Annotated in this window: 13 protein-coding genes; 5 read left to right on the top strand and 8 right to left on the bottom strand. The window is 64.2% G+C overall.

The annotated features are described in order from the left end of the window. From DM374_RS18455 to DM374_RS18440, 4 genes are all read left to right on the top strand, one after another. Positions 1-612, top strand: coding sequence for a phage tail protein (locus DM374_RS18455; protein WP_110971182.1), 612 nt, complete (start codon positions 1-3; stop codon positions 610-612). A 90-nt stretch (positions 613-702) separates the two neighbouring features. Continuing rightward, positions 703-10,839, top strand: a complete 10,137-nt coding sequence (locus DM374_RS18450) for a DUF4347 domain-containing protein (RefSeq protein WP_110971181.1) — start codon at positions 703-705, stop codon at positions 10,837-10,839. Between the two features lie 50 nt (positions 10,840-10,889). Beyond that, positions 10,890-12,365 (top strand): TolC family protein, encoded by a 1,476-nt coding sequence (locus DM374_RS18445; protein WP_110971180.1) that lies wholly within the window; start codon positions 10,890-10,892, stop codon positions 12,363-12,365. A gap of 237 nt (positions 12,366-12,602) precedes the next feature. Next, positions 12,603-14,174: a TerC family protein gene (locus DM374_RS18440; RefSeq protein ID WP_110971179.1), complete on the top strand. Its 1,572-nt coding sequence runs from the start codon at positions 12,603-12,605 to the stop codon at positions 14,172-14,174. Here DM374_RS18440 and rarD read toward each other — a convergent pair. Next, positions 14,137-15,024, bottom strand: coding sequence for an EamA family transporter RarD (rarD, locus tag DM374_RS18435; protein WP_110971178.1), 888 nt, complete (start codon positions 15,022-15,024; stop codon positions 14,137-14,139). The two genes, DM374_RS18440 and rarD, sit on opposite strands and share 38 nt — an antisense overlap. Positions 15,025-15,067: 43 nt before the next feature. Continuing rightward, positions 15,068-16,648: an EAL domain-containing protein gene (locus DM374_RS18430; protein WP_110971177.1), complete on the bottom strand. Its 1,581-nt coding sequence runs from the start codon at positions 16,646-16,648 to the stop codon at positions 15,068-15,070. A 362-nt stretch (positions 16,649-17,010) separates the two neighbouring features. Between DM374_RS18430 and hppD the strand changes: the two genes are divergently transcribed. After that, the gene (gene hppD, locus DM374_RS18425) at positions 17,011-18,087 is read left to right on the top strand and encodes a 4-hydroxyphenylpyruvate dioxygenase (protein ID WP_110971176.1); all 1,077 of its coding nucleotides are present in this window, start codon (positions 17,011-17,013) and stop codon (positions 18,085-18,087) included. Positions 18,088-18,294: 207 nt separating this feature from the next. Here hppD and DM374_RS18420 read toward each other — a convergent pair whose 3' ends face one another. The 6 genes from DM374_RS18420 to DM374_RS18395 all read right to left on the bottom strand — a co-directional run bounded on the left by DM374_RS18420 (position 18,295) and on the right by DM374_RS18395 (position 26,866). Continuing rightward, positions 18,295-19,368 carry a CaiB/BaiF CoA transferase family protein gene (locus tag DM374_RS18420; RefSeq protein WP_110971175.1) on the bottom strand — a complete coding sequence of 358 codons (1,074 nt, stop codon included), beginning with the start codon at positions 19,366-19,368 and terminating at the stop codon, positions 18,295-18,297. A 25-nt stretch (positions 19,369-19,393) separates the two neighbouring features. Further along, on the bottom strand, positions 19,394-20,533 hold the full coding sequence (locus DM374_RS18415; RefSeq protein WP_110971174.1) for an acyl-CoA dehydrogenase family protein: 1,140 nt from the start codon (positions 20,531-20,533) through the stop codon (positions 19,394-19,396). A gap of 40 nt (positions 20,534-20,573) precedes the next feature. Further along, on the bottom strand, positions 20,574-21,848 hold the full coding sequence (locus DM374_RS18410) for an OprD family porin (RefSeq protein WP_110971173.1): 1,275 nt from the start codon (positions 21,846-21,848) through the stop codon (positions 20,574-20,576). 60 nt (positions 21,849-21,908) lie between these two features. Next, a complete protein-coding gene (locus tag DM374_RS18405; RefSeq protein ID WP_110971172.1) occupies positions 21,909-23,228 on the bottom strand; it encodes an MFS transporter in 1,320 nt (439 codons plus the stop codon). A gap of 317 nt (positions 23,229-23,545) precedes the next feature. Beyond that, positions 23,546-26,191, bottom strand: coding sequence for a LuxR C-terminal-related transcriptional regulator (locus DM374_RS18400; protein ID WP_110971171.1), 2,646 nt, complete (start codon positions 26,189-26,191; stop codon positions 23,546-23,548). Positions 26,192-26,251: 60 nt separating this feature from the next. Then, positions 26,252-26,866, bottom strand: a complete 615-nt coding sequence (locus DM374_RS18395; protein WP_110971170.1) for a TetR/AcrR family transcriptional regulator — start codon at positions 26,864-26,866, stop codon at positions 26,252-26,254. Positions 26,867-27,000 lie beyond the last annotated feature (134 nt).

Genomic DNA, 27,000 nt, shown 5'->3' with positions numbered 1-27,000 from the left:
ATGGCTGATCCGTTTCTCGGTGAAATCCGTATGGTGGGTTTCAACTTCAACCCTTATGGCTGGGCGTTGTGCCAAGGGCAAGTCGTTCCGCTGAACCAGTACCAGGCGCTGTTTGCGCTGTTCGGTACCTACTACGGCGGTGACGGGCAGACCACTATCGGTCTGCCGGACTTCCAGGGCCGCATGCCGATTGGCTACGGCGCCGGCGCCGGGCTGCCGCAGTATCCGATTGGTTCCAAGGCCGGTGCCGCGGTCTTTACCCAGTCAACCGCCAACATGCCGATTCACACCCACCCGATGACTGTTGCGCTCTCGGGTATCGACACCGAAGTGGTGCTGAATGTCGAGGCCAACCTGGCGACGCCGACCGCGGGCGCCTACCTGGCCCTGCCCAACGACGGCAACGGCAACAACCTCAATCTTTTCCACGTGCCGAACAATCCGGACGGCACCCCGATCCCGCGGATCAACCTGGGCCAGACCAATGTTGCGGTCACCGGTACCGTCACCGCTGGCACCACCGGCGGCAGCCAGGCGTTCTCGCTGATGAACCCGTACACCGCAGTCAACTTCATCGTTGCGCTGCAAGGCATTTTCCCGACCCGCAACTGATAGCAGTAACCGGCGGTGCCCTCGGGCACCGCCACTTTTTTGAGCGCATCGCAGGAAACGGCGATGCGACGGCACTCCAGGAGGTGCAGCATGAAATTCATCGAACGATTCTCGCGCAAGTCCGTCCAGCAGCCACCGTCCAGTGATTCCGGCCAGGCCCCGCTGTTGATGGCCCTGGAACCGCGGATCATGTTCGATGCGTCCGTGGGCGTGGTCGCCCAGGATGCCGCGAGCCAGACGACAGTCGACGCGGCCAAGGACAGCACCTCCAGCAATGAGGCCAGCCAGACCCCGGCAGCCTCCGCCAGCACCGCCAGTGGCGCACAGCAGGCGCAGCGCAGTGAAGTGGTGTTTGTCGACGGCCAGGTCAATGACCTCACGAAATTGCTTGGCGGGCTGTCGGGCAACGCCGAAGTGGTCATTCTCGATCCGAGCAAGGACGGCCTGCAGCAGATGGCCGACTACCTGCAGGGCCGGGAAGGGCTCGACGCCATCCACCTGTTGTCCCACGGCTCCGATGGCATGGTGCAGATCGGCAACTTCTGGCTGGCCAGCAACAACCTCGCCGAGCATCGCGCGGCACTGGAAAGTATCGGCTCGGCGCTCAAGGCTGACGGTGATCTGATGCTCTACGGTTGCCGGGTCGGCGACGGCGAAAAAGGCCAGGCATTCATCGACGCCGTGGCCTCGATCACCGGTGCCGATGTGGCTGCGTCGGTGGACGATACCGGCGCGGCTTCGCTCGGTGGCAACTGGACCCTGGAGCGCAGCAGCGGGGCGATCGAAACCACTGCCCTGGGTGCCCAACTGGCCGGCTATGACGCCGTGCTGGTCAGCAACTACGCCGGTGGCGCCAGCGCCAGTTCGCCAACCTTGACCAGTGGCAACATTGCCAAGATCGTGGTCGGCGACTTCAACAACGATGGCCGCGACGACATCCTGTTCCAGCCGGGGGCCACCGGTACTGCCTGGTCGTTCGCCTACGGCAATGCCAACGGCACCTTCAGCGTTGTCGACCAGGCGTCCTCGCCATTTGCCAACGTCGCCCTGGTCGATGCACCGACCGCCGCGACCAACTACCACGTGGCCGACTTCGATGGCGACGGCGACATGGATATCCTGGCCGCCGTCACCACTGGCGGCCCGGCCGTTTATCTGTATCGCAACAATGCCGGGATATTCTCCCGCGAGACGGTTTCGGTCACTCCCGGCCCGTCCAGCGGCGTGCGCATCATCGCCGGCGACTTCAATAACGATGGTGTCGCCGATTTCCTCTACCAGCCAACGGCTTCCGACCCCTGGCGCTACATGCAGAACAACGGCAATGGCACCTTTGTCGAGGTGGCCTACAACCTGTCGCCATTCAAGAACGTGACCATCCCGAGCTATTCGCTCTATAACTTCCGGGTTGCCGACCTGGATGGCGATGGCGACCAGGACATCATCTATTTTGCCAACGCTGCCGCCACCACGTTGTTCATCAACAACAACGGCACCTTTACCTCGTCCACCATCGCCATCGCGCCCGTGTTCGCCAGCCGGGCGATCGTCGCCGACTTCGACGGCGACGGCGATGCCGACATCCTCTACCAGAACGGCAGCACCACTGCCGACTGGCGATACGCCCGCAACGACGGCAGCCTGATCTTCACCGACATGGCCCAGAGCGCTTCGCCATTCGCCGGCGTCACCCTGACCAGCATGGGCAGCCAGAACTACCGGGCCGGCGATTTCGACGGCGATGGCGACATCGACCTGTACACCAGCGTCGCTGGCACCGCCGGCAACGTGTATTACCAGAGCGGTAGCACGCCAAGACTGGTCAGCGCCACTCCTGCCGACGACAGCCTGAGCGTCTCGCCGGCCGCCAATATCGTGCTCACCTTCAGCGAAAGTGTGACCCCGGGCACCGGCACCATCCAGATCGTCCGCGTCAGCGACGGCCAGGTCATCACCATCGCGGCGAACAGCGTCGAAGTCAGCGGCTCCGGCACCACCTGGGTCATCAACCCGTCGAGCAACCTGGACCAGACGACCCAGTACGCCGTGCGCATTTCCCCAACGGCCTTCCTCAATGCCGACGGCAAGGCCTACAAAGGCATCACCAACAACACCGCGCTGAATTTCACCACGGCGACGATCCAGCCGCCGGTGATCGCCAACCTCAATGGCGACGCTGTCACCTACGTCGAGGACAGCGCCTATGTACTGCTCGACGCCTCCAGTAACGCTACGGTCAGCGATGCCGACTCGGCCAACTTCGACGGTGGCAAGCTGACCGCACAGATCACCACCGGTCGCGTCAATGGCGAAGACGTGCTGTTCATTCGCAACGAGGGGGCCGGTGCCAACCAGATTGCCATTTCCGGCACCTCGGTCATGTACAACGGCCTGGTGGTTGGCACCTTCACTGGCGGCAGCAACGGCGACCCGCTGGTGATTACCTTCAGCGTCAACGCCAACGCGACCACTGTCGCGGCCCTGGTGCAGAACCTGGCGTACCGCAACTCCAACACCGTCGAGCCATCGACCGCCTCGCGCAGCGTGTCGATCAGCATGGATGACGGCGCTGGCGGTTCCAGCGCGGTCAGTGTGGTTGCCCTTACCGTCCAGTCGGTCAACGACGCGCCGGTGGTCAACGTCACCGCCACCAACCCGACCTACACCGAGAACACCTCGGCGGTGCAACTGTTCAACGGCGCGACGATCAATACCGTCGAGTCCGGCCAGAAAATCACCGAGATGGCCTTCACCGTCACCACCGTGTTCAACGGCGCCGCCGAGAAGCTGGTGATCGACGGCAGCGACGTGACCCTGGTCAATGGCACCAACGTGGTCACCACCAACAACGGCATAGTGGTCACGGTCTCGGTAACCAGCGGCACTGCCAGCGTCACGCTCACCAGCGGCAGCGGCCTGGACTCCGCGACGGCGCAGACCATCCTCAACACCATGGCCTACCGCAACGACAGCGAAAGCCCGAACGTCAGCAACCGGGTGGTAACCCTGAGCACCGTGAGCGACACCGGCGGGTCGGCCAATGGCGGCTCGCCTACCGCATCCATCGGCATCTTCAGCACGGTGGCAGTGGTCGGCGTCAACGATGCACCGGTCCTCTCCGGCGCGCCGTACAACCTCACAAGCATCAACGAGGACACCACCAGCGCTGGCGTACGGGTCTCGACCCTGCTGACCAACTACACCATGGTGGACCCTGACACCGGCGCCTTGCGCGGTATCGCGGTGTATGGCAAGTCCGGCAACGGCACCTGGCAGTACTCGACTGACAACGCCAACTGGACTGACTTCGGTGCCGTCTCCAATACCAGCGCGCTGTTGCTCGCTTCCACCACCTACTTCCGCTATGTCCCCAATGGCGCCAACGGCGAGACGGCCAGCCTCAACTTCCGTGGCTGGGACCAGACCAGTGGTACCGCTTCCGTCAACGGTGTTCCCGGCGTTTACGATACCACCAGCAACGGAGGGACAACGGCCTTCTCCACGGCCACTGCGGTCGTCAACCAGATAGTGACCTCGCTCAACGATGCGCCGGTGCTGACGAGTGTGTCGCCGACCTTGCCTGGCCTGAGCGATGGCCAGACCAACAGCATCGGCGTGCTGGTCAGCTCGCTGTACTCCACTAACTACACCGATGTCGATACGGTTGCGGTCAAGGGTATCGCCATCACCGGCCTGAACAGAGGCAATGGCAACTGGCAGTTCAGCACCGACGGCGGCACCTCATGGAGCACCATCGGCAGCGTCACCGTCAACTCGGCGCTGCTGCTGCGCTCCAACGACCGTGTGCGCTTCGTACCGGATGGCCTCAACGGCACCACCGCCGACTTCACGTTCCGCGCCTGGGACCAGACCGGTATCACCATCGGACTGCAGGGCGTCAAGTACGATACCTCCGTCGCCGGTGGCACCACACCCTTCTCCATCGGACAGGACACCGCCAGCATCACCGTGACGGCGGTCAACGATGCGCCGACCCTCACCGGCAGTGGCGGCAACCTGACCTGGACCGAGGGCAACAACACACCGTCGATCCCGGTGGTCATCGATAACGCCGTGACCATCAGTGATGCCGACGGTCCGTACATCGCCTCGGCGACCGTGCACATCTTGTACAACTACAGCAACGGCAACGATTACCTGGAGCTGGTTTCCAGCCCGGCGACCATGGGCAATATCATCGGGACGTGGGACGCCGTCAACGGGACCCTGACCCTGACTTCCGCCGGCAACCAGGCGAGCCTGGCGCAGTTCCAGGCGGCATTGCGGGCGGTGACCTTCACCAACCTGTCGGATTCGCCCACGCCCCAGACTCGCACTGTGCAGTTCCAGGTCAACGACGGTAGCCTGGACTCTGCGGTCGTTACCCGTGACATCATCATTACGGGCGTGGATGACGCTCCGGTGATCAGTGCACCGGCAAGCACCCAGGTGGTCGAGGACGCTGCCTCGGTGATCAACCAGATCAGCATCAGCGATCCGGACTCCGTCAACATCTACATGACCCTGAGCGTCACTTCCGGCACCCTTTCCGCCACCAGCGGCGCTGGCGTGGTCGTGGGCGGCAACGCCACCACCATGAACGTGAGCGGTACCATCGCGGCCGTCAATGCCTTCATCGCCAACAATCGCCTAACCTACACCACGGCGGCCAACGCCACCGCCGATGCGACCCTGACGATCCTGGTCGACACCGGCAGTGCCGGCACCGACACCAAGATCATGACCCTCGCGGTCACCCCGGTGAACGATGCGCCGGTGGCCACCGTGCCGGTGAGCATCGCCGTCACCGAAGATCTGGCCGCTTCCGTGACGGGCATCAGCTTCAGTGACGTGGATGCCGGCAGCGCGTCGGTCACCGCGACCTTCTCGGTGACCGGCGGAACCCTCACCGCGCTCTCCGGCAACGGCGTCACGGTGACGGATTCGGGCACCGCCACGCTGACACTGTCCGGCAGCCTGAGCGATATCAACGCCTTCATCGCCGCGGCCAGCGTGAAGTACAAGACCGCCCTCGACAGCACCGCCAGCGTGTTGCTGTCGGTAACGATCAACGACAATGGCAATACCGGTGGCGGCGCGCTGACCGATACCAAGATGGTGATCATCAACGTCATTCCGGTGAACGACGCACCGGTCAACGCAGTGCCGGGCGATCAGACCGTCAAGCAGGACGCGGTACTGACCTTCAACACCGCCAACGGCAACCTGATCAGCATCAGCGATGTAGATGCCGACGGCTCGCCGCTGATCGTCACCCTGACCGCCACCAACGGCCTGATCACCCTGGCCACTACCAACGGCCTGGCCTTCCACAACGGCAACGTTCCGGGCACCGCCACCCTGGAGTTCGAGGGCTCCCTGGCGCAGATCAATGCCGCGCTGAACGGCATGAAGTTCACACCGACACCTGGCTACAACGGCCCGGCGAGCTTCACCATCATCAGCAACGACCAAGGCGCCACTGGCAGCGGCGGGGTGCTGACCGACACCGACAGCTTCAATATCACGGTGCAGCCGCTGAACCCGGGCGTGACCAATGTCAGCATTCTGGAAGGCAACCGTGCTTACAAAGTGGGCGAGACCGTCAACGTCGCGATCACGTTCGACATGAACGTGACCGTCGCCGGCGGCGTGCCGACCCTGTTGCTGGAAACCGGAGCGATCGACCGCTTCGCCACCTACGTCAGCGGCTCGGGCACCAACAGCCTGATCTTCAGCTACACCGTGCAGGCCGGTGATGTCAGTGCCGACCTGGATTACCACAGCACCGGCGCGCTGCAACTCAACGGTGCGACCCTCAAGAGCGCCGCTAGCGACGACGCGTTGCTGACCCTGCCAACGCTGGGTGGGGCCAACTCCATCGCGGGTCAAAAGGCCATTGTCATCGATGGCGTGGTACCGACTATCAGCAGCGTCACCGCACCGCCAGACGGCACCTACATCACCGGGCAGAACCTCGATTTCACGGTCAACTTCAGTGAAAACGTGTTGGTCAGCACCGTGGGTGGCACCCCGCGCATCGAAGTGACCCTCGACACCGGCGGCACGGTCTATGCCGACTACGTCTCCGGCTCCGGTGGCAGCGCCCTGGTGTTCCGCCTGACCGTCGCCAGCGGTCAACTGGACAGCAACGGCATCACCCTGGGCAGTTCCGTGCAGCCCAACGGCGGCAGCATTCGCGATGGTGCCGGTAACGATACGGTGGTCGCCCTGAACGGCGTCGCCGGTACTGGTAACGTCAATGTCGACGGCGTGGCGCCGACCGTGGTCAGCGTCACCACGCCGCCCGATGGCAACTACAAGGCCGGCGCCGTGCTGACCTTCACCGTCAATGCCAGCGAAGCACTGCAGACCGGCGGACTGCCGCCGCGGCTGGTGCTGGATGTGGGCGGCGTGACTCGTTACGCCACCTATGTCTCCGGCAGTGGCAGCGACGCGTTGGTGTTCCAGTACACCGTGCTGGCCGGTCACAACGACGGCGACGGCATCGCGGTCAACGGCATCGACCTGCGCGGTGAGCCGCTCACCGACCTGGCCGGCAACAACCTGAACCTGACGCTGAACGGCCTGGGCAGCACCGTCGGTGTGGTGGTGGATACTGCCGCGCCGTCGGCCACTGGCATCGTTACTGTCGATGCTTCTCCGACCAATAGCGGTTCGGTCAGCTTCACCGTCACCTTCGATGAAGACGTCGGCGGTGTGGACGCCAGCGATTTCGCCCTGGCCCTCGGCGGAACGGCCAGCGGCACGATCGCCAGTGCTACCCAGGTCAATGGCCGTACCTGGACTGTCGTGGTGGACAACCTGAGCGGTGTCGGCAGCCTGGGTCTGAACCTCAAGGGCAGCGGCACCGGCATCGTCGATGGCGCGAACAACGCGATCACCGGTGGCCTGACCGGGGCGACCTACACCGTCGACCGCGTGGCGCCGAGTGTCACCAGCGTTGATGTCCCGGCTGGCGGCAGCTATGTGGCCGGGCAGAATCTGGACTTCACCGTGCACCTGGATGAGGCGGTCCTGCTCAATACCAGCAACGGCTCGCCGCGCCTGGAAGTGACCCTGGACAACGGCGAAAAAGCCTACGCCACGTACCTGTCCGGCGCTGGCACCAACGCTCTGGTATTCCGCCTGACTGTCGCCAATGGCCAGTTGGATACCAACGGTATCGAAGTCGCCAGCAACATCCAGCTCAATGGCGCGACCCTGCGTGACGCGATCGGCAACGACGTCAACACCACCCTCAATGGCCTCGGCAGCACCACTGGTGTGCTGGTCGACGCCGTCGTACCGGTCGTGGACTCGGTCGGCCTCCCGGCTGACGGCAGCTACAAGGCCGGCGACGTGCTCAGCTTCACCGTCAACACCAGCGAAGGCGTGGTGGTCGATACGTCCACCGGCACCCCGCGTCTGGTGCTGACCGTGGGCGGCGTGACTCGCTACGCCAGCTATGTCTCCGGCGCAGCCGGTGGCGCGCTGGTGTTCCAGTACACCGTGCAGGCGGGTGACACCGCCGCCGGCGGGCTGGTGGTGGGCAACACCCTCGACCTCAACGGCGGCACCGTGCGCGATCCGGCCGGCAATGACCTGAACCTGGACCTCAATGGCCTGGGCAACGCCGGCAACGTGTTGATCGACACCACGGTGCCAACCGCCAACGGGCTGGTGCGAGTCGATGTCTCGCCGAACAACAGCGGTTCGGTCAGCTACACCCTGACCTTCAGCGAAAACGTCAGCGGTGTGGATGTCGCGGACTTCAACCTGTTCTTCACCGGCAGCGCATCGGGCAATATTGCCAGCGTCACCCAGGTCGACGGCCGCACCTACACCGTGCTGGTCGATGCCATCGGCGGCACCGGCAGCCTGCGTCTGGACCTGAAGGCCAGTGGCACCGGCATCGCCGACGCAGCCGGCAACGCTGTAGCTGGCGGCCTGACCGGCGCCACCTACAGCATCGACCGGGTCGCCCCGAGCGTGGTCAGCGTCGATGCGCCGGCCGCCGGCACCTACGTCGCCGGGCAGAACCTGGACTTCACTGTGCACCTGGACGAGACGGTCCAACTGGACCTCTCCAACGGCACGCCACGGATCGAAGTGCTGCTGGATAATGGCACCACGGCCTACGCCACGTACCTGTCCGGTGCGGGCAGCAACGCTCTGGTATTCCGCCTGACCGTCGCCAGCGGTCAACTGGACACCAACGGCGTGACCCTCGGCAGCGCCATCCAGCTCAACGGCGGGATCCTGCGCGACAGCGTCGGCAACAATGCCAACGTCGCCCTCAATGGCGTGGAAGACACCAGCCAGGTGCGCGTCGATGCGGTCGTGCCGACCGTGTCCACCGTCGGCCTGCCAGCGCCAGGCGCGTACAACGCCGGTGATGTGCTGCGCTTTACCGTCAATACCAGCGAGAACGTCATCGTCGATACCAGTGCCAGCGCGCCGCGCCTGGCGCTGACCCTCGGCGACCAGACCCGCTACGCCAACTACGTCTCCGGCAGTGGCAGCAGCGTGCTGGTGTTCGAGTACGTGGTCGAGCCGGGCAACAACGCCACGGCCATTCGCCTGCCGGGCAACCTCGACCTCAATGGCAGCACGGTGCGCGACGCGGCGGGTAATGCGATGAACCTGGCGCTGAACGCCCCTAACGTCGCCAGTGGTGTGGTCGTCGATACCGTGGCACCGAGTGTCAGTAATATCGTCAACGTCGATTTCACCCCGACCAACGCTGGTTCCGTGCGCTACACCGTGACCTTCAACGAGAGCGTGTCCGGCGTCGACAGTGCTGACTTCAGCCTGTTCTTCACCGGCACTGCCAGTGGCCGCATCGCCTCGGTGGAGCAGGTCAATGGCAGCACCTACACCATTGTCGTCGACAACCTGGCCGGCGCCGGCAACGTGCGTCTGGACCTGAGCAGCACCGGCACCGGAATCACCGATGTGGCGGGCAACGCGATCACCGGTGGCCTGCAGGGCAGCCTCTACAGCGTCGACCGTGTGGCACCGTCGGTGAACAGCGTGGACGTCCCGGCCAGCGGCACCTATGTCGCCGGCCAGCAACTGGACTTCACCGTGCGCACCAGCGAAGCCGTGCTGGTCGACAGCGGCAACGGCAATCCGCGCCTGGCGATCACCCTGGACAACGGTCGTGTGGTCTACGCCGACTACGTGTCCACCGCGGGTGGCAATGCGTTGCTGTTCCGCCTGAGCGTCACCAGCGGCATGTCCGGCAACAACACCTTCAATGTCGCTTCGACCATCGACCTCAACGGCGGCACCATCCGTGACGCTCAGGGCAACGACGCGCAGACCGGCCTGAACAACGTCGCCGATACCCGCGGCATCCTGCTCGATGCCAAGGCCCCGCGGCCAAGCAGCATCGTGGTGGACGGCCCGGTACAGCCGACCGATCGGACCTTGAACTTCACCCTGACCTTCGACGAGGCGGTCAGCGGTGTCGATGCCGGCGACTTCAGCGTGGTCGGTACCGGCAACGCCAGTGGTTCGGTGCAGTCGGTCCAGCAGATCGACGCCAAAACCTATCGCATCACCGTCGGCAACATGAGCGGTGCGGGCGCCCTGGCCTTGAGCCTGAACGCGCTGAACAGCGGCATCCGTGACCAGGCCGGTAACGAGCTGGCGGTATCCCTGATTGGCCAGTCGCAGACGATCCAGTCGCAAGACGTGGGTGATCTGAATTACCGGCTCGATCCGCCGGAGACGGCCAACGCACCGTCCACCGTCGTGCTGCAACCGCAAGTGCCGGGCTTTGTCGCGACTGACGCGGTTTCGCCGCTGGTCGCCCCGGGCCTGTTCGAGGTGCGCACCGTGGGCGGCAACGTGCAGCCACTGGGTGTCATCTTCCTGGGCAACGGCAGCAGCGCGCCAAGCTTCATCGCGCAGGTCTTCGGCAGCAGCGACGGCAACCTCGGCGGCGGCAAGGGCGGCTTCGGTGGCGGGGAGGGCAGCGTGTTTGGCAGCAGTACCTTCGCCGGCATCTTCAGCCGCGACGTCCCGGGCGTCAGCGAGATGAACGTATTCAACGGCAGCCAATGGAAACAAAGCGACCTCAATCAGGGGCTGCGTGGGGTATTCGGAGCACCGACCCTCGGCCAGCAACTGCACCACATCAACGAAGCCGACCAGCGCCATGTGCGCGAGTTGGCCATGGCCTTGGCTCAGCCGGCGCAGATCGGGAAGCGGGCATGAAGTACAGCACACACTTACGAAATGAAGCCGTACCAGGGGGCGGCCCAAGGATGAAAAAAAGCCAGAAATTGTTCGGTGCCAGCTTGCTGGCGCTGGCCATCAGCGGTTGCGCTGTCACTAGCCAGCCAATCGACCGCAGTGCCAGCGAGGAACGTGCACGCACCGACCTGGCGACCATGTTCAAGGACCAGGAACCGCTCAACGGCCCGTTGACCTTGCACCAGGCCATGGCCCGTGCGGTCAAGTACAACCTCGAAGCACGCCTGAAAGTGATGGAAGAAGCACTGTCCAAGCGCCAGGTCGACCTGGCCCGCTTTGACATGCTGCCACGCATGGCCTTGGCGGCTGGCTACGCCGGCCGTGACAACACCAGTGCATCCAGCAGCCAGAGCGTGCGTACCGGCACCCAGTCCCTGGAACCGTCGACCTCTCAGGACCGCGACCGTGAGGTGGCAGACCTGACCATGGTCTGGAACGTGCTGGACTTCGGCGTCGCCTATGTCAGCGCCAAGCAGCAGGCCGACCAGCGTCTGATCCTCGAAGAACGCCGGCGCAAAGTGGTCCACACCATCACCCAGGACGTGCGTTCGGCGTACTGGCGTGCGGTGGCGGCTCAGCGCCTGCTGACCCAGATCGACGGTCTGATGGCGCGTATCCACGAAGCCCGTACCAACAGCCAGCACATGGCCGCTCAACGCGTCGGTGATCCGGTGCAGTCGCTGAGCTACCAGCGCGCGCTGATCGAAGCTACGCGCCAACTGGAAGAGCAACGCCGCGCGCTGTCGCTGGCCAAGACCGAGCTGGCGGCGCTGGTCAACCTGCCGCTGAACACCAACTTCTCCCTGGCGCCGGAAGAAGGTTATGCGGTGCCGGAGTTCAAGGCCGACTTCGCCAAGCTGGAGCAGCAGGCCCTGGCCAGCCGTCCCGAACTGCGCGAGCAGGACTACCAGGCGCGCATCAGCGCCGCAGAAACCCGCAAGGCCATGCTGCGCCTGCTGCCGGGCCTGGAGTTCTCGCTGGGCGGTCATTACGACAGCAACTCCTTCCTGACCAACCAGAGCTGGGCGGACTACGGCGTCAAGGTGACCTGGAACCTGTTCAACGTGCTCTCGGCACCGGCCGCGATCAAGGTTGCCGAAGCGGGTGAAGACGTGGCTGCGGCTCGCCGTCAGGCGATGTCGATGGCGGTGCTGGCGCAGTTGTACGTGGCCAACGCCAACTACAACGAAGCCGTGCGTCAGTTCCATACCAGCGAAGAGCTGGCCAGCCTCGATGGTCAGATCGCCGAGCAACTGCGTAACCGCTACAAGACGCAGAACATCGGTGAACTGGAGCTGATCCAGGGCGAACTGAACAACCTGCAAACCCAGCTCAAGCGTGACCTGTCCTACGCCGAACTGCGCAATGCCTACGCGCAGTTGTACGTCAGCTCGGGTACCGACCTGCTGCCGAGCAGCCTGCCGGACAACAACCTGCAGACGATTGCGACGGCGTTGCAGAACAGCGAGGCTAACTGGAGCCATTGATGGTTCTTGGGGGCTGCTTTGCAGCCCTTCGCGAAGGGCCGCACAGCGGCCCCAAATCTGTTGGCACAGATTGAAATACTTTCCCTGTGTAGTAAAACGCCGCTACAACTGTAGGATCAACGTCCCTTTTTGATCTCAGGTTGATATGACAGTTTTCCCGGAGCCCCCCAGTAGCAGGCCTTTGCGGCCTTCCTTTCTTCATCGTCCTTGCGACGCTTCCTGCATGAGTGCCCAACCATGGAATGGCTAGCCGATCCCACCGCGTGGCTGGGACTGGCCACGCTGATCGTCCTTGAACTGGTTCTGGGCATCGACAACCTCGTCTTCATCGCCATCCTTGCCGACAAACTGCCGCCCCATCAGCGCGACCGCGCGCGGGTGATCGGTCTGTCGCTGGCGCTGATCATGCGTCTTGGCCTGCTGGCCTCGATCTCGTGGATGGTGACCCTCACCGCGCCGCTGTTCGAAGTGTTCGAAAAATCCTTCTCGGGCCGTGACCTGATCATGCTGTTCGGTGGTGTGTTCCTGCTGTTCAAGGCCACCATGGAACTGCACGAACGCCTCGAAGGCCATGTGGTGCAAGCCAACGGACCGGTCCGGCATTCGGCGTTCTGGCCCATCGTGGCGCAGATCGTGGTGCTCGACGCGGTGTTCTCCCTCGACGCGGTGATTACCGCAGTCGGCATGGTCGAACACCTGTCGATCATGATGATCGCGGTGATCTTCTCGATCGGCATCATGATCGTCGCCAGCAAGCCGCTGACCCGCTTCGTCAACGCCCACCCGACAGTGATCATGCTGTGTCTGGGCTTCCTGATGATGATTGGCTTCAGCCTCACCGCCGAAGGCCTGGGCTTCCACATTCCGAAGGGCTATCTGTACGCGGCGATCGGTTTCTCGATCCTCATCGAGCTGTTCAACCAGTTGGCCCGGGCTCGCCGCAAGCGCAGCCTGCAGGAACACCGGCCGCTGCGTGAGCGCACCGCCCACGCCGTGCTGCGCCTGCTGGGCGGGCGCCGGATCGAGGCCGACGAGGTGGGTGAAGAAATCGCCGACCTGGTAGGCGACGGCGAGGAACAGGTGCTGTTCGACCGCCGGGAGCGGGTGATGATCAGCGGCGTGCTGCACCTGGCCGAGCGGCCGATCAAGACGGTGATGACGGTGCGTGCCGAAGTCGATGCGATCGACCTGGCGCAGCCGCCCGAGGTGATCCGCAGTGCGCTGATCAACTCGTCGTACTCGCGCCTGCCGCTGATCCGCGGTGGTCGCATCGAGGAGCCGTTGGGCTACGTGCACAAGAAGGAACTGCTCAAGGCAATGCTCGCGGGCGAGCAGCCGGACCTGGAGCATTTGATGCGTGCGCCGTTGAACCTGCTGGAGAGCTTCAGCATTCTCAATGCGCTCGAACAGATGCGTGCCCAGTCCACGCACATCGCCTTCGTGGTCAACGAGTTCGGTGATTTCACCGGTGTCCTGACCATGACCGACATCCTTGAGTCGATCGCCGGCGAGCTGCCTGATGCCAGTGAAGTGGAAGGCCCCGGCATCGTCGCCGACCAGGAGGGGTATCTGGTCAGCGGTGCACTGAACCTGCGCCAGATCCAGGCGCAGATCGGCTTTGCCGCCAAACCGACCGACGACTATCAGACCCTCGCCGGGCTGGTGATGAGCCTGCTGGATCGCCTGCCGATGGTGGGCGACCAGTTGGCCTGGAACGACTGGCGGATGACGGTGGTGGAGGTCGAGGAACGGCGGGTGCGGCAGGTTCGCCTTACACCGGCCGCCGACGCTGACGGAGCAGGTGCCTGACGCCTTCGAGCACCAGCACCACTACCGCCAGCCAGATCGGCAGGTACGTCAGCCACTGATCCTGGGCGATGCTTTCGCCCAGGATCAGGGCCACTATCACCAACAGCACCGGCTCGACATAACTGAGCAGGCCGAACAGGCTGAAAGCCAGCATCCGGCTGGCCAGCACGTAGCTGATCAGCGCCAGGGCGCTGATTGCCCCCAGCAGTGGGATCAGGCCGTAGAGTTGCGGATGGCTGGTCAGATCGTTGGCGTTCAGCGGGCCCTTGATCACGAAATACAGCGCCGCCGGCATCAGCAGGCACATATCCGCCCACAGCCCGCCCAGGTGGTCGGTGCGCAGCCGTTTGCGCAGCACGAAATAAATTGGATAACCACCGGCAACCAGCAGGGTTTCCCAGGCAAAGCTGCCGTGTTGGAACAACTCGTGGCCAACGCCGGTCATGGCGAAACACACCGCCACTTTCTGCAGGCGCGACAGGCGCTCGCCATACACCAGCCGCCCGGTCAAAACCATCGTCAGCGGCAGCAGGAAATACCCCAGCGACACTTCCAGGCTGCGCCCGTGCAGCGGCGCCCAGAGAAACAGCCACAATTGCACGCCCATCAGCGCCGAGGTGCCGCACAGCCCGAGCAGCAGCGCGGGGCTCTGGCGGATGCGTGCCAGCAGTCCTGTGACCAGGGGCCAGTCGCGGGTGATCAGCATGAACAGGGTGACGCACGGCAGGGTCAGGAGCATCCGCCAACCGAAGATTTCCTCACCGTCGAGTGGGGCGAGGAGGGAGGTGTAGTAATACATCACGGCGAACAGGCAGGACGCCATTACCGATAAAGCAATGCCTCTGGACACGGGGGCCTCTATACAGCGAAAAGCGGGGGGAAGGATTGACCGGTCATGATCTCAGGGGCACCACCGGTTCGGCAACCGTCGCCCCGGTCGGTTGTTCGGCCAGGGCGTTGACGAAGTCGCTCAGGGGCATGGGCCGGCCAAACAGATAGCCTTGCTGGAAATCCACCCCGTAGCGGGCCAGGTAGTCGCGTTGCGCGGCGGTTTCCACACCTTCGGCGACGATGCCCAGGCCGAGCTTGCCCGACAGCTCGATGATGCTGTCGAGAATGTGCAGCGATAGCGCATCGACGCCGATCATGGCGACGAAGCTCTGGTCGATCTTCAGGTAATCCACCTCGAACTGACGCAAGTAGCTCAGGCTCGACTGGCCGGTGCCGAAATCGTCGACGGCCAGCAGCACGCCGAGCGCGTGCAGGCGTTCGAACAGGCGGTCGGTGGTGTCGCTGGGGATGATCGGCGTGCGCTCGGTCAGCTCCAGGGTGAGTTTCACCCGGCCCGGCGGGAACCGCGCCAGCAGCGCCTGGCAATCATCGCACAGGGACAGGTCCTGGCAGTGCGCGGCGGTGATGTTGATGCCCAGATGAAAACCGTCCTCGAAGGTGTCGGCCAGCGGCGCCAGTTGCTCGCCGACCTTTTCCATCAGGCGTCGGGTCATGGGCACGATCAGGCCGCTGTGCTCGGCATAGGGGATGAACAGGTCAGGCCGCACCAGGCCCTCACGTGGATGCTGCCAGCGCATCAGTACTTCGGCGCCGGCCCAGCGGTAGTCGCCCTGGCGCACCACGGGCTGGAAATAGGGGACGAATTCGTCGGCATCCAGCGCCCGTTGCAGTTCCGCCCGCTGCGACGACGCCCGGCGCAACTGCCAGTAGCAGGCTGTGCCGGCGCTGGCCCCGAGAAACAGTAGCAGGCCGAACAGTGCCGGGTATTCGCTGCGCATCAGTTTCCAGGCCTGCCCAGGGCCGAAACCGCTGTGCAGGGAAAAGGCGTAGTGCTGCGAGTGCACTTGCTCGGCCGCCAGGGCATAGCCTGGCACCGGGCCGTCGTTGACCTTGCCGCGCTGGTCGATCCAATGCTCGCCGACCTGCAAGCGCAGGTCGATGCTCGGTGCGATCAGGCGCAGGGCGCTGGTCAGGTGGTCGCCGTCGAGGGTACTGATGGCACCTTTTTCGCCCTCGGTGAGGCGGTACACCAGCAGGGGATGGCCGGGCGACACCGAGTTACCGTTCATCAGCCACAGGCTGCCGTCGGTGTAGTCGGCGGCATTGACCTTTTCCCGAAAGTCGCCGAACAGCGAGGTGCAGTAGATCTCGTCACGGAAGGTGAGGTTGGTGGAGCGCACGAAGGAGCGTCGGGTGACCTGCTCGCGCAGCGCCAGGTTGATCTGCTCGCAGGGCTGGCCGGCCAGTGGCAGCAGGTCGCGGGCGGCGCCGGCGACGTTGTCGAGCACCCGGTCCAGATGGCTGACAGCCTGCTGGGCGCTGCTCAGCGCGCGCGCCTGCAATTCGCGCTGGGCCTGCCAGTGCATGATCGCCAGGCCGCAGATCACCGGGACCGCGCCCACCAGCCAGGGCACCAGGCGGCGCAGGAGGCGGCCGCGGTTACGGGATTTCTGCAGGGGCATGCCGGTTCCGTCCGTGTGTTCTGTGTTCGCTCATGATAGCGGAGAGATAACCGGGCGCCGGGGCGGGGTAACTGCTATTGGTTGTAGACAGGGTGTGGCGCGTACGCGATGCGCGACAAATCCATTTACGCCCTGTAGAATCGCGTTACGCATACAATAATAAGGTTCCCCGCCTCATGGGGAATCAAGCCCGCCGGGAATGGTCCCCTATGAAGTGTCATGGGTTCAAACTGATTTATGGTGACTACCTCGCCCGCAGTGTGAGGGGCATCTCTTGCGCGCCACCGCATTCTTCCGCATCGACCGCAGGTAACGCTGGCTACAACCGTTATTGAACCGTTTTGATGATGAGGAATACGAACATGGCAGATATCTTCGAGAACCCGATGGGCCTGATGGGCTTCGAATTCATTGAATTCGCCTCGCCGACCCCCGGTGCCCTGGAACCGATCTTCCAGATCATGGGCTTCACCAAGGTTGCCACCCACCGCTCCAAGGACGTCCACCTGTACCGTCAGGGCGACATCAACCTGATCCTGAACAACGAGCCGAAAAGCGTCGCGTCCTACTTCGCCGCCGAGCATGGCCCGTCGGTCTGCGGCATGGCCTTCCGCGTGCGCAACGCTCACCAAGCCTATGCCCGCGCCCTTGAGCTGGGCGCGCAGCCGGTCGAAATCGAAACCGGTCCGATGGAACTGCGCCTGCCGGCGATCAAGGGGATTGGCGGCGCGCCGCTGTACCTGATCGACCGCTTCGAAGAGGGCAGCTCGATCTATGACATCGACTTCAACTGGATCGAAGGTGTAGACCGCAATCCGGTTGGCGCCGGCCTGAAGATCATCGATCACCTGACCCACAACGTGTATCGCGGACGCATGGCCTACTGGGCGGGCTTCTACGAGAAGCTGTTCAACTTCCGCGAGATCCGCTACTTCGACATCAAGGGCGAGTACACCGGCCTGACCTCCAAGGCGATGACCGCGCCGGACGGCATGATCCGTATCCCGCTGAACGAAGAGTCGTCCAAGGGGGCCGGGCAGATCGAAGAGTTCCTGATGCAGTTTAACGGCGAGGGGATCCAGCACGTGGCGTTCCTCACCGACGACCTGATCAAGAGCTGGGATACCCTGAAGCAAATGGGCATGCGCTTCATGACCGCGCCGCCGGAAACCTACTACGAAATGCTCCAGGGTCGCCTGCCGGACCACGGTGAGCCGACCGAAGAACTGCAGTCCCGCGGGATCCTGCTGGACGGCTCGTCCAACCCGGATGACAAACGCCTGCTGCTGCAGATCTTCTCGGAAACCCTGATGGGCCCGGTGTTCTTCGAATTCATTCAGCGCAAAGGCGACGATGGCTTCGGCGAGGGCAACTTCAAGGCGCTGTTCGAGTCGATCGAGCGTGACCAGGTTCGTCGTGGTGTGCTCAGCACCGACTGATACCTCAGCGCATGAAAAAACGCCGGCATGCCGGCGTTTTTTTATGGTTGTTCACGGGGTACGGAGGACTGTGATTTTTGAGCGTCGGTGCTGCGGGGTTAGCCATTCGATACGGCAGCGTCGCCGCCTAGAATGGGGAATCTCGCAGAACCGACACCCCAGAGCCCAAGCCTCCAGGTGAACCTTCTTTATTATGCGCAGCGCGACTCAGCCCTCCCAGCGTCGCAGCAACGCCTCCAGCGATGCACCATAAGCAGGTCGCGGAACGTCCGGCGCAGTCCGCGAAAAGCGCGGCGCAGGGGCCGGTTGAGTAACCCCGTCAAGGTTGATGAAGGTTTCCCTGGCAAGGTTATGCGCATGCTGCGGCGCTTCATCCCAATCCAGCACGGGCGCGAAGCAGGCATCGCTGCCTTCGAGCAGCACGCACCATTCATCCCGCGTGCGGGTCGCGATGATTCCCGCCAACGCCTGCTTCTGCGTGGGCCAGGTTGCCGGGTTCATCTGTTCGTCAAACAGGCTGCCTTCCAGCCCGCAGCGCTCGCGCAACAGCGCGTAGAACTGCGGCTCGATGGCGCCCAGAGAGATGAAGCGGCCGTCGGCGCAGCGATAGGTGTCGTAGAAAGGCGCCGCACCATCGAGCAGGTTGGCGCCGCGCTCATTGCGCCAGTGTCCGGTAGCCCTGAGTCCGTGTATGAAACTTGTCAGCAGCGCAGTGCCGTCGGTCATGGCGGCATCGATGACCTGGCCCATGCCGGAACGCGCGGCCTCATGCAGCGCCGCCAGCACTCCCACCAGCAACAACATCCCGCCACCGCCGAAGTCGCCGATGAAGTTCACCGGCGGCGGCGGCGTTTCGCCCGGGCGACCAATGCCATGCAAGGCGCCGGTCAGGGCGATGTAGTTGAGGTCGTGGCCAGCCGCCTGGGCTAGCGGTCCGTACTGGCCCCAGCCGGTCATGCGCCCATAGATCAGCCGTGGATTGATGGCCTGGCATTCGCTCGGACCGAGGCCGTTCTTTTCCATGACCCCGGGCCGGAAACCCTCGATCAGGATGTCGGCCTGGGCCAACAGAGCCAGGACAGAGGCTTGTCCTGGGGCGCTGCGGATGTCGATTTCCACGGTGGGGCGATTACGGCTGAGTACATCGGCCGGGTCCACGCCGGTGCCGGGACGCACGATACGCACCACGTCCGCGCCGAGATCGGCCAACACCATGGCGCAGAACGGGGCGGGTCCGATGCCGGACAATTCAACGACTTTGACGCCTTGCAGGGGTCCCATATCAGCTCCTCGAACGGGGCGATGCTCAGCCAAGCACGGCGCGAGCGATGATTTCTTTCATGATTTCCGAGCTGCCGGCGAAGATCCGCGACACTCGCGCGTCCTGGAAACGCTGGCAAATCTCGTATTCCTGCATGTAGCCCGCGCCACCGTGCAGTTGCACACCGGCATCCATGACCCGGGATTCCAGCTCACTGGTGATCAGCTTGGCCTTGGCCGCCGACGGCACGCTGAGCGCGTTGTCGTTGTGCAGGGCGACGCAATGGTCGACATAAACCTGGGCCATTTCCAACGCCGCCGCCAGTTCCGCCAGCACGAAGCGGGTGTTCTGGAAGTCGGCGATGGTCTTGCCGAATGCCTTGCGCTCCAGCACGTAATCGCGGGTCAGGTCGAAACCGCACTGGGCGTTGGCCAGCGAGCCGACGGCGCAGATCAGGCGCTCTTCCACCAGCGAGGTCTTCAGGTAGCTCAACCCCTGCGCGGCGTCACCCAGCACATTGGCCTTGGAGACGCGCACGTCGTTGAAGAACAGTTCGGCGGTGTCCTGGGCATGCAGGCCCATCTTGGCCAGCTTGCGGCCGCGCTCGAACCCCGGCATGCCGCGCTCGACAAGGAACAGGCCGATCCGTCGCGGGTTGTCCGGGTCGGTTCTGGCGGCGACCAGTACCACGTCGGCGTTGATGCCGTTGGAAATGTAGGTCTTGGCGCCATTGAGCACCCAGTGATCGTCCCGTGCCTGGGCACGAGTCTTGATGCCGGCCAGGTCGCTGCCGGCATCGGGCTCGGTCATGGCGATCGCCAGGATGCTTTCGCCCTTTGCGCAGGCGGGCAGGTAGCGGGCCTGTTGCGCCGGGCTGCCGAAGTGCAGGAGGTAAGGCGCGACCAGGCGGCTGTGCAGGGTGTGATAGAAGCCCACCTCGCCGAAGCGGTTGTCTTCCTCGATCATGATCTGCTGATAGCGGAAGTCCCACAGGCCAAGGCCGCCGTGTGCTTCGTCGGCCCACACCAGCAGGTAGCCGAGGTCGCCCATTTTCCGGAACATTTCCCGCGGGACGATGCCCGCTTCGCGCCACGCCTGTTTGTGTGGCTGCACCTCTTTTTGCAGGAAAGCCCGATAGCTTTCGCGGAAGATCTGATGTTCTGTGCTGAAGCCGGGACGTTGCATTAAACCTCCTGAGCGGGGCGCGACAGGCGCCCCGCGCTGTTCACCAGAGTTTCCAGGAATAGACGATGTTGACCCGCAAGTCGTTGTTGTCGCGGAAGGTCGCGGCCTGGGTGAAGTCGTTGCGGTACCAGGCGTGGCGGACCTTGACGCCCAGCCCCTGCAACGGCCCGGACTGGATGACATAGGCCACCTGGGCCTGGCTTTCGCGCTCGTAGAGGCCGCTACCGCCCATGCGCTCGGGCAGCTCGATGTTGTCGCCGCGCATGTGCCAGAGCATAGCCGTCAGCCCCGGGATGCCCTGGACCGCGAAGTTGTAGTCCCAGCGCACCTGCCAGGTGCGCTCCTTGGCATTGAGAAAGTCCGTGGCGATGGCCCCTTCGACGGTTGGCGACGGCTCGCTGCGGCCCATGTACGGCTGGGCGGTGTCGCCGAACAGCGCCATGTAGCCGGTGCTGAAGGTGTGCCCGCCGAGGGCGTACCTGAAGACCACACCGAGGTTGTCGTTGTCGACGTTGCCGGCGTTGGCGGCGCCGTCCTCACCGGACCTCACCCAACGGAAATCGGTTTTCAGACTGCCCGGTCCCAGCGGCAGGTCGTGCACCAGCCACACGTAATCCTGGCGATAGATGTCGTTCAGCGTGGCGTGGTAGTAGCTGGCGGTGAAGTTGGGGGCGACCTTGTATTTGGCGCCGACATAGCTGAAACCGCTGGAGTCGACATCGCGGAAACGGCCGTTCTGCGCGGTCACGCGGATGTTTTCGTAGTTGCTCGAATCGCGGAACTTGATGCGGTCGAGGTAGCCGCCCATCAGCGTCAGGCTGTCGAAATCGTCCGACTGGAAGGTCGTGCCCTGAAAGGTCTGCGGGAGCAGGCGGCCGGGACTGGAAAAGGCGATGGGCAGGGTCAGCACCATTCTGCCGGTATTCAGTTTGGACTGGGCGAAGCGCACTTTGGCGACACCGCCGAAGCTGCTGAAGCTGTCCTCGGCGCGGCCCTGGGAGTCGAGTGGCAGCAACTGGGTGCCGGCACGGCTGGGGGAGGAGTCCAGTTTCAGGCCGGTCATGCTGGTCAGGTCCAGGCCGAATCCGACCGGCCCTTCGGTGTAGCCGGACTTGAAGTCCAGGGTCACGCCCTGGGCCCATTCCCGTAGCTCACGTTTCAGTGCGGGGTTTGCGGGGTCTTTGTAGTCGCGGTCGAAATAGTAGTTGTGCAGCAGCACGGAGGCGCTGCTGTCGGTGATGAAGCGGGTCTGTGCCTGTGCCGGGAGAGACAGGGGCAACGAGCAGGCGAGCAGGGTTGCGGTGCGCAAATTCATGGCGGCTCCGGTTCTTGTTTTTGTAGGGAGTAATGGCGGCCTCGCGGCCGCAGGTGACGCTCAGTCTTTCTGCGCGTTCATCATCTGGCCGAAGTGGCGGCGGGCGAAGAGAAAGCCGAGCAGGGCGCCGGGACCGATGATTGCCGCCATGGTCGCGAGTGCCGAGGCGATCGCCGTCGGGCCGCTGAACACGCGGTCGGCCAGGACGCCGCTGAGGAACGGGCCGACGGTGTAGCCGAAGAGGTTGATCACCAGTAGATTGACCGCCACGGTGCGTGCCCGCAGCCGGGATGGGCTGATCATCTGCATGCCCAGGCAGGTCATGACCGAGATGCTCGGCAGGAACATCATGCACACCGCGAACGCTGCGACCAGCAGCCAGTAATCGCCCACCAGCAAGCCGGCGATGATCGCGGGCACCGGGATGGCTACCGCCACCATCAGAATCAGCGCAATGCCGTCCGCCCGACCGGCCTTCTGCAGCCGGCTCGCCAGCCATGGCAGGCACAGCGTGCCCAGCACCGAGGTCGGCAGGCCTACCGAGCCGAACACGAAGCTGGCTTGGGCGGCGCTCAGGTCATGCAGGCGGATCAGCAGGGTGGGCGCCCAGGAAATCACCCCCAGGGTCAGGGATGAAATCAGCCCGGTGGCGATGAAGAAGGGGATGAACATGGCCTTGTTGCCGACCAGGAACGGCAGCAGTGCGTCGATGCCGGCGCCTGTTGTGGACGAGGGTGTTTCGACCCGTGCCGGTTCGCGGACTGCCAGGGCGAACAGCACCATCATCAGCAGCCCCGGCAGGCTCACGGCGAGCAGGGTGAAGCGCCAGGGCTCCATGCCAGGAATGATTTGTTGCCCGCCGGCGAACTGGTACACCGCGCCGCCAATAATGAACGCGCCGGTTGCCATGATGTTGCCGGTGGCCATGTAGAAGCTGGTGGGCAGCGCGCGCTCCTTGCGCTGGAACATGTCGCCTATCAGCGACATCGCCGCCGGGGTCAGCACCGCTTCGCCGATCGCAACGCCGGCGCGGCAGATGATCAGGGTGGTGAAATCGACGGTGAAGGCAGACGCCGCGGTCATCAGCGACCAGAGCAGCACGCCGGCGAGGATCACCCGGGTGCGGTTGCCCTTGTCGATCAGGTAGGCCACCGGAATCCCGGCGATGGAATACAGCACGGCGAAGCCCGCACCCAGCAGCAGGCCCATCTGCGTGTTGGACAGTTCCAGGCTCTGGGTGACCGGCTGGGCGACGGCGGAAAGGATGAAGCGGTCGACCATCGAAATCGCGTAGAAGATGATCAGGCAACCCACCGCCGTCCAGCGTCCGGGGTGGATCTTGCTTTCGGTGTAGGGGAGGGTGGTGCTTTGCTCGTTCATTGCTCAATCCCGTTAATTATTGTTGTTGGATCTGTCAGATGACCGACGGCGGCCCTGACGACCGGACTGCAATCGCAAGCCTGCTGCACGTGGCGCGGGATAGCGGGTTTCGGGATCAGTCTAGGGGGCGGGGGGAGGGGAAAAATCGTCACAAAAGACGATTTTTCTTAGGCTCTGTACGAAAGGTATTCGAGCGAAGGCCAGGCAAGGCGAAAACAGGCGAGGGAGCGGAGTTGACTGGTTGTCAATGAGCATCCCGAGCCTGTTTTCAACGCAGCATGGGCGAGCTCGGATGCGTTTCGTACAGAGCCTCGTGGTTATGACACTAGCCCCATCTTCCTCGCCACGGCCAGCGCCTGGTTGCGGCTGCCGGTCGACAGCTTGGCGTTGATGTTGCGCAGGTGGGTGCGCACGGTGCTCAGTGACACGTGCATGCGCCCGGCCAGGTCGAGGTTGGAGCAGCCATCGGTGAGCAGCACCAGGACTTCGATTTCCTTGCGCGTCAGCGGCTCGGGCAGCGGCGCGGCGGAGGCGGGCCTGGCCTGCTCGGGGGGGAGCGCCGGGCCAAAACCGATCAGCAGCGAACGCAGATAATCCAGCAACAGCGGCGTGCGCGAGCTGCGTGCCTCGTACAACTGCTTGAACTCCAGCACCACCTGGCCGAGCGCCGCCCCTTCATCGAGTACGGTGCGCACGTAGCCTTCGCGCGCGGCGAACGTCAGCGCCTCTTCCAGTGTTTTGTGCGCGGCGAGCAGGTTGTCGCAGCGCTGCAACGCCAGCACCTGCAACAACTGCAGCACCAGCGCACGGTGGCGACGGCCCGAGGCGTTGGCTTCTTCGAGGTCGACGGCCAGTTGCTTGAGGGCGGCGACCGGATCGCCAAAATGAATGTCCCAGCGCAGCCGTGCCAGGCGCAGGTAGTGGCTGTCGTGGGCGAGCAGCCGCTGCCGGCATTCCCGCGCCCAGATCACTGGGTCATCGGCGCGGCTCAACTCGTCCCGCGCCGCCTCGCCCTCGCCCTGGATCAGCAGGATCTTCGCCCGCTCCAGTTGGGCCGCAGCCACCGCGCGGGGCAGGCTGCGGCGGTGGCCGAGGTATTCGAGTTCGGTCAGTGCGTGCAGCGCGGTTTCCAGGTCGTTTTCGGTGAACGCCAGCCGGCATTTGAGCAGGTAGATCAGGATCAAGTGGTCGGGAATGCCGACTTCACGGGCCAGCGGCAGGTAGACGTTGATCAGGTGCCGCGTCTGGGCGAGGTCGTTGGCTTCGTACACCGTCGCGGTGTGCAGAACCCCGGCCCAGGCATTGCCGTGGACGTGCCGATGGTGGCTGGTGCGGGTGACATCGACGGCCAGGCGAAAGCGCGCGGAGGCGTGGCGCAGACGACCGTGCAACAGGTCGATCAGGCCCTCGGTGGTTTCCGAATACATGCGATTGAAGTGGCTTTCGCCGCCGTGCAGGCGGCGCGCGGCATCGACCATGCGCTGGGCATCGCGGGTGTCGCCGATGATCAGGGTCTGGTGGGCGATGGCATTGAGCAGGGTGGTGCTGGCGAAGGTATGCCGGGCTTCAAGGTTGTTCAGGGTGCGCATGCCGACCGTCACCGCTTCTTCGCAGTGGTCACGCATGCCCAGCAGGGTCGGGTAAAGCGCGGCGCCGTGGTTGCGCACGTGCGGGTCGGGGCTGTTGCGCCAGTCGAGCCGCTCCAGTTCCTGCCACGCCAGGTGCGCGCCCTCGGTCAGCGCCAGGGCCCACAGCGACATCACGTGCAAGCGCGGCCGTGCGGCCACCAGGTGTTCGGGAATGGCGGTGAACCAGCGGCGCAGCAAGCGCATCCGGCCTTGTTCCAGCAGCGATTCGGTATGGTGTTCGAGCAACAGAATGGCCTGCTCGTACTGCTGGCCGAGCACGGCGTGATCAATGGCCTGCACCGCCTGGCCTTGACTGTCGAACCAGCGCGAGGCGGCAAGGTGCAGACGGGCGTTTTCGCCGGGGCTTTCGCGGTCGAGCTGGTCACGGAGGAATTCCGCGAACAGGCTGTGGAAACGCCACAGGCCGTGTTTCGTTTCAACCGGCACGGCCAGCCCCTGGGCCTGGAGCTGCTCGATCATTTCCCGCCCGTCGACGCCCGGGTTCAGCGCCTCGCACAGCACCGGGTTGAAGTGCCTCGGCACGCTCATGCGCAGCAGCACCCGGCGCACGGTCGGCGATTGCTCCGCCAGCACCACTTCGCTCAGGTACTGGGCCACGGTGCTGGTGGAGCCGGAGAAGCGGGCGATGAACTCCAGCCGCGACTCGCTGCGCTTGAGCGCAATCGACGCCAGCCACAACGCTGCGGCCCAGCCCTCGGTCTTGCCGTGCAGGTGCTCGACATCGGCGCGGGACAGGGACGCGGCGCCGAGCTGGCCGTCGAGCAGCGCCTGGCTTTCTTCGATATCGAAACGCAGCTCGCCGGCGCCGATTTCCGTCAGCCGACCACTGGCCCTCAGCCGCGCCAGGCCCAGAGCCGGGGTCAGCCGGGTGGTGGCGATCAGGTAGGCGCGATGGGGCAGGTGAAGGGCCAGTTCCTGGAGCAGGGCGAGTACCGATGGCTCCTGGATGGTTTCCAGTTCATCGATGAACAGCGCGTATGAGGCGGTGGGCATCGTCAGGCAGGTGATGGCATCGCAGCCGGGCCGGGCGATGCCGAGATGGCTGGTGATCCTGTCGAGGCTGGCGAGCCAGCGCGGCAGGTCGTTGTCCGCCGCATGGGTGTTGAGCCAGGCGGTGGCGATGCCGGCCTGGCTCAATTGCGCGCAGGTCTGGGCCATTACCGTCGACTTGCCGAAACCGGCGGGCGCGCTCAGCAGGGTGAGCGTGCCGCCCGCGCGGGCGATCAGCGGGAGCAGCCGAACGCGTTCGATCTGCTGCGACAGTGGTACAGGTCCGATGAACCTCGTGTCAGGGCAATCAGGCACATTGAGCATGTTGCGACACCCTCCTTCCTTCGCCGCTTCCGACAGTTGCGTTGCATTGCGTAGCTTGGCTCAGCGCGGCGCGAATCCGCTGGTCAGCAGGTCGACCATTTGCGCGGCCACCTCTTCCTTCGTTTGCTTGCCATCCGGGGAGAACCAGCGCGCGGGCCAGTTGAGCGCGCCGGCCAGGGTGAAGGCCAGCAGCCGCGCGTCGCAGGGCGCGACGGAGCCGTCGGCGATGGCTTCTTCGATCAACCCGCGCATGGCCCGGTCGATATCACTTTTCAGGGCGCGGAAGCGGGTACGGCCTTCCTCGGACAGGGCTTCGTCGCCGGTGCGGATCACGCAGCGGCCGAAGTCATCCATGTTGATTTCCGCGTAGCGCCGCAGGTAGCTGCGCAACCGGTCGATGCCTTGGCCGGGCTCCTGGCGCGCCTTGTCTGCGGCGTCGATCAGTTGTTCCAGGCCGTGGATGACGCACTGCAGCAGCACCTGTTCCTTGTTGCCCAGGTAGTGATAGATCGTCGGTTTGGAGATGCCCAGGCTGACGGCCACATCGTCGAGCAGGGTGGCGTGGAAACCACGCTCGTTGAAGATCCGCACCGCCGCGCGGAGCACGGCCTGGCGCTTGGCTTCACGCTCCTGTTGCTTCTGCGTTGCGCTGGTGAAAGGGGAGGTTTCGGTCACGGCGTTCGTTCCATTTTTCGGGTGTGGGGTGCGGCGTCTGATTGAAGCTCGCTTTCCACTTTCAGGGATTTTCGACCTTGACAGGCCAGTGATCGGAATTCTAGCCTACTGGCGAGTAGATATTCTACCGATGA

The organism is Pseudomonas huaxiensis (assembly GCF_003231275.1).
Lineage (GTDB): Bacteria > Pseudomonadota > Gammaproteobacteria > Pseudomonadales > Pseudomonadaceae > Aquipseudomonas > Aquipseudomonas huaxiensis.
This window is presented reverse-complemented; position numbering and strand designations above follow the sequence as displayed.

Bases quoted from the DNA above. Each gene is read 5' to 3' on its own strand.
- DM374_RS18445 (WP_110971180.1), top strand. From the start codon at position 10,890: ATGAAAAAAAGCCAGAAATTGTTCGGTGCCAGCTTGCTGGCGCTGGCC.
- hppD (WP_110971176.1), top strand. From the start codon at position 17,011: ATGGCAGATATCTTCGAGAACCCGATGGGCCTGATGGGCTTCGAATTC.
- DM374_RS18400 (WP_110971171.1), bottom strand. From the start codon at position 26,191: ATGCTCAATGTGCCTGATTGCCCTGACACGAGGTTCATCGGACCTGTA.
- DM374_RS18440 (WP_110971179.1), top strand. From the start codon at position 12,603: ATGGAATGGCTAGCCGATCCCACCGCGTGGCTGGGACTGGCCACGCTG.
- DM374_RS18430 (WP_110971177.1), bottom strand. From the start codon at position 16,648: ATGCCCCTGCAGAAATCCCGTAACCGCGGCCGCCTCCTGCGCCGCCTG.
- DM374_RS18455 (WP_110971182.1), top strand. From the start codon at position 1: ATGGCTGATCCGTTTCTCGGTGAAATCCGTATGGTGGGTTTCAACTTC.
- DM374_RS18420 (WP_110971175.1), bottom strand. From the start codon at position 19,368: ATGGGACCCCTGCAAGGCGTCAAAGTCGTTGAATTGTCCGGCATCGGA.
- DM374_RS18405 (WP_110971172.1), bottom strand. From the start codon at position 23,228: ATGAACGAGCAAAGCACCACCCTCCCCTACACCGAAAGCAAGATCCAC.
- DM374_RS18450 (WP_110971181.1), top strand. From the start codon at position 703: ATGAAATTCATCGAACGATTCTCGCGCAAGTCCGTCCAGCAGCCACCG.
- DM374_RS18410 (WP_110971173.1), bottom strand. From the start codon at position 21,848: ATGAATTTGCGCACCGCAACCCTGCTCGCCTGCTCGTTGCCCCTGTCT.
- DM374_RS18415 (WP_110971174.1), bottom strand. From the start codon at position 20,533: ATGCAACGTCCCGGCTTCAGCACAGAACATCAGATCTTCCGCGAAAGC.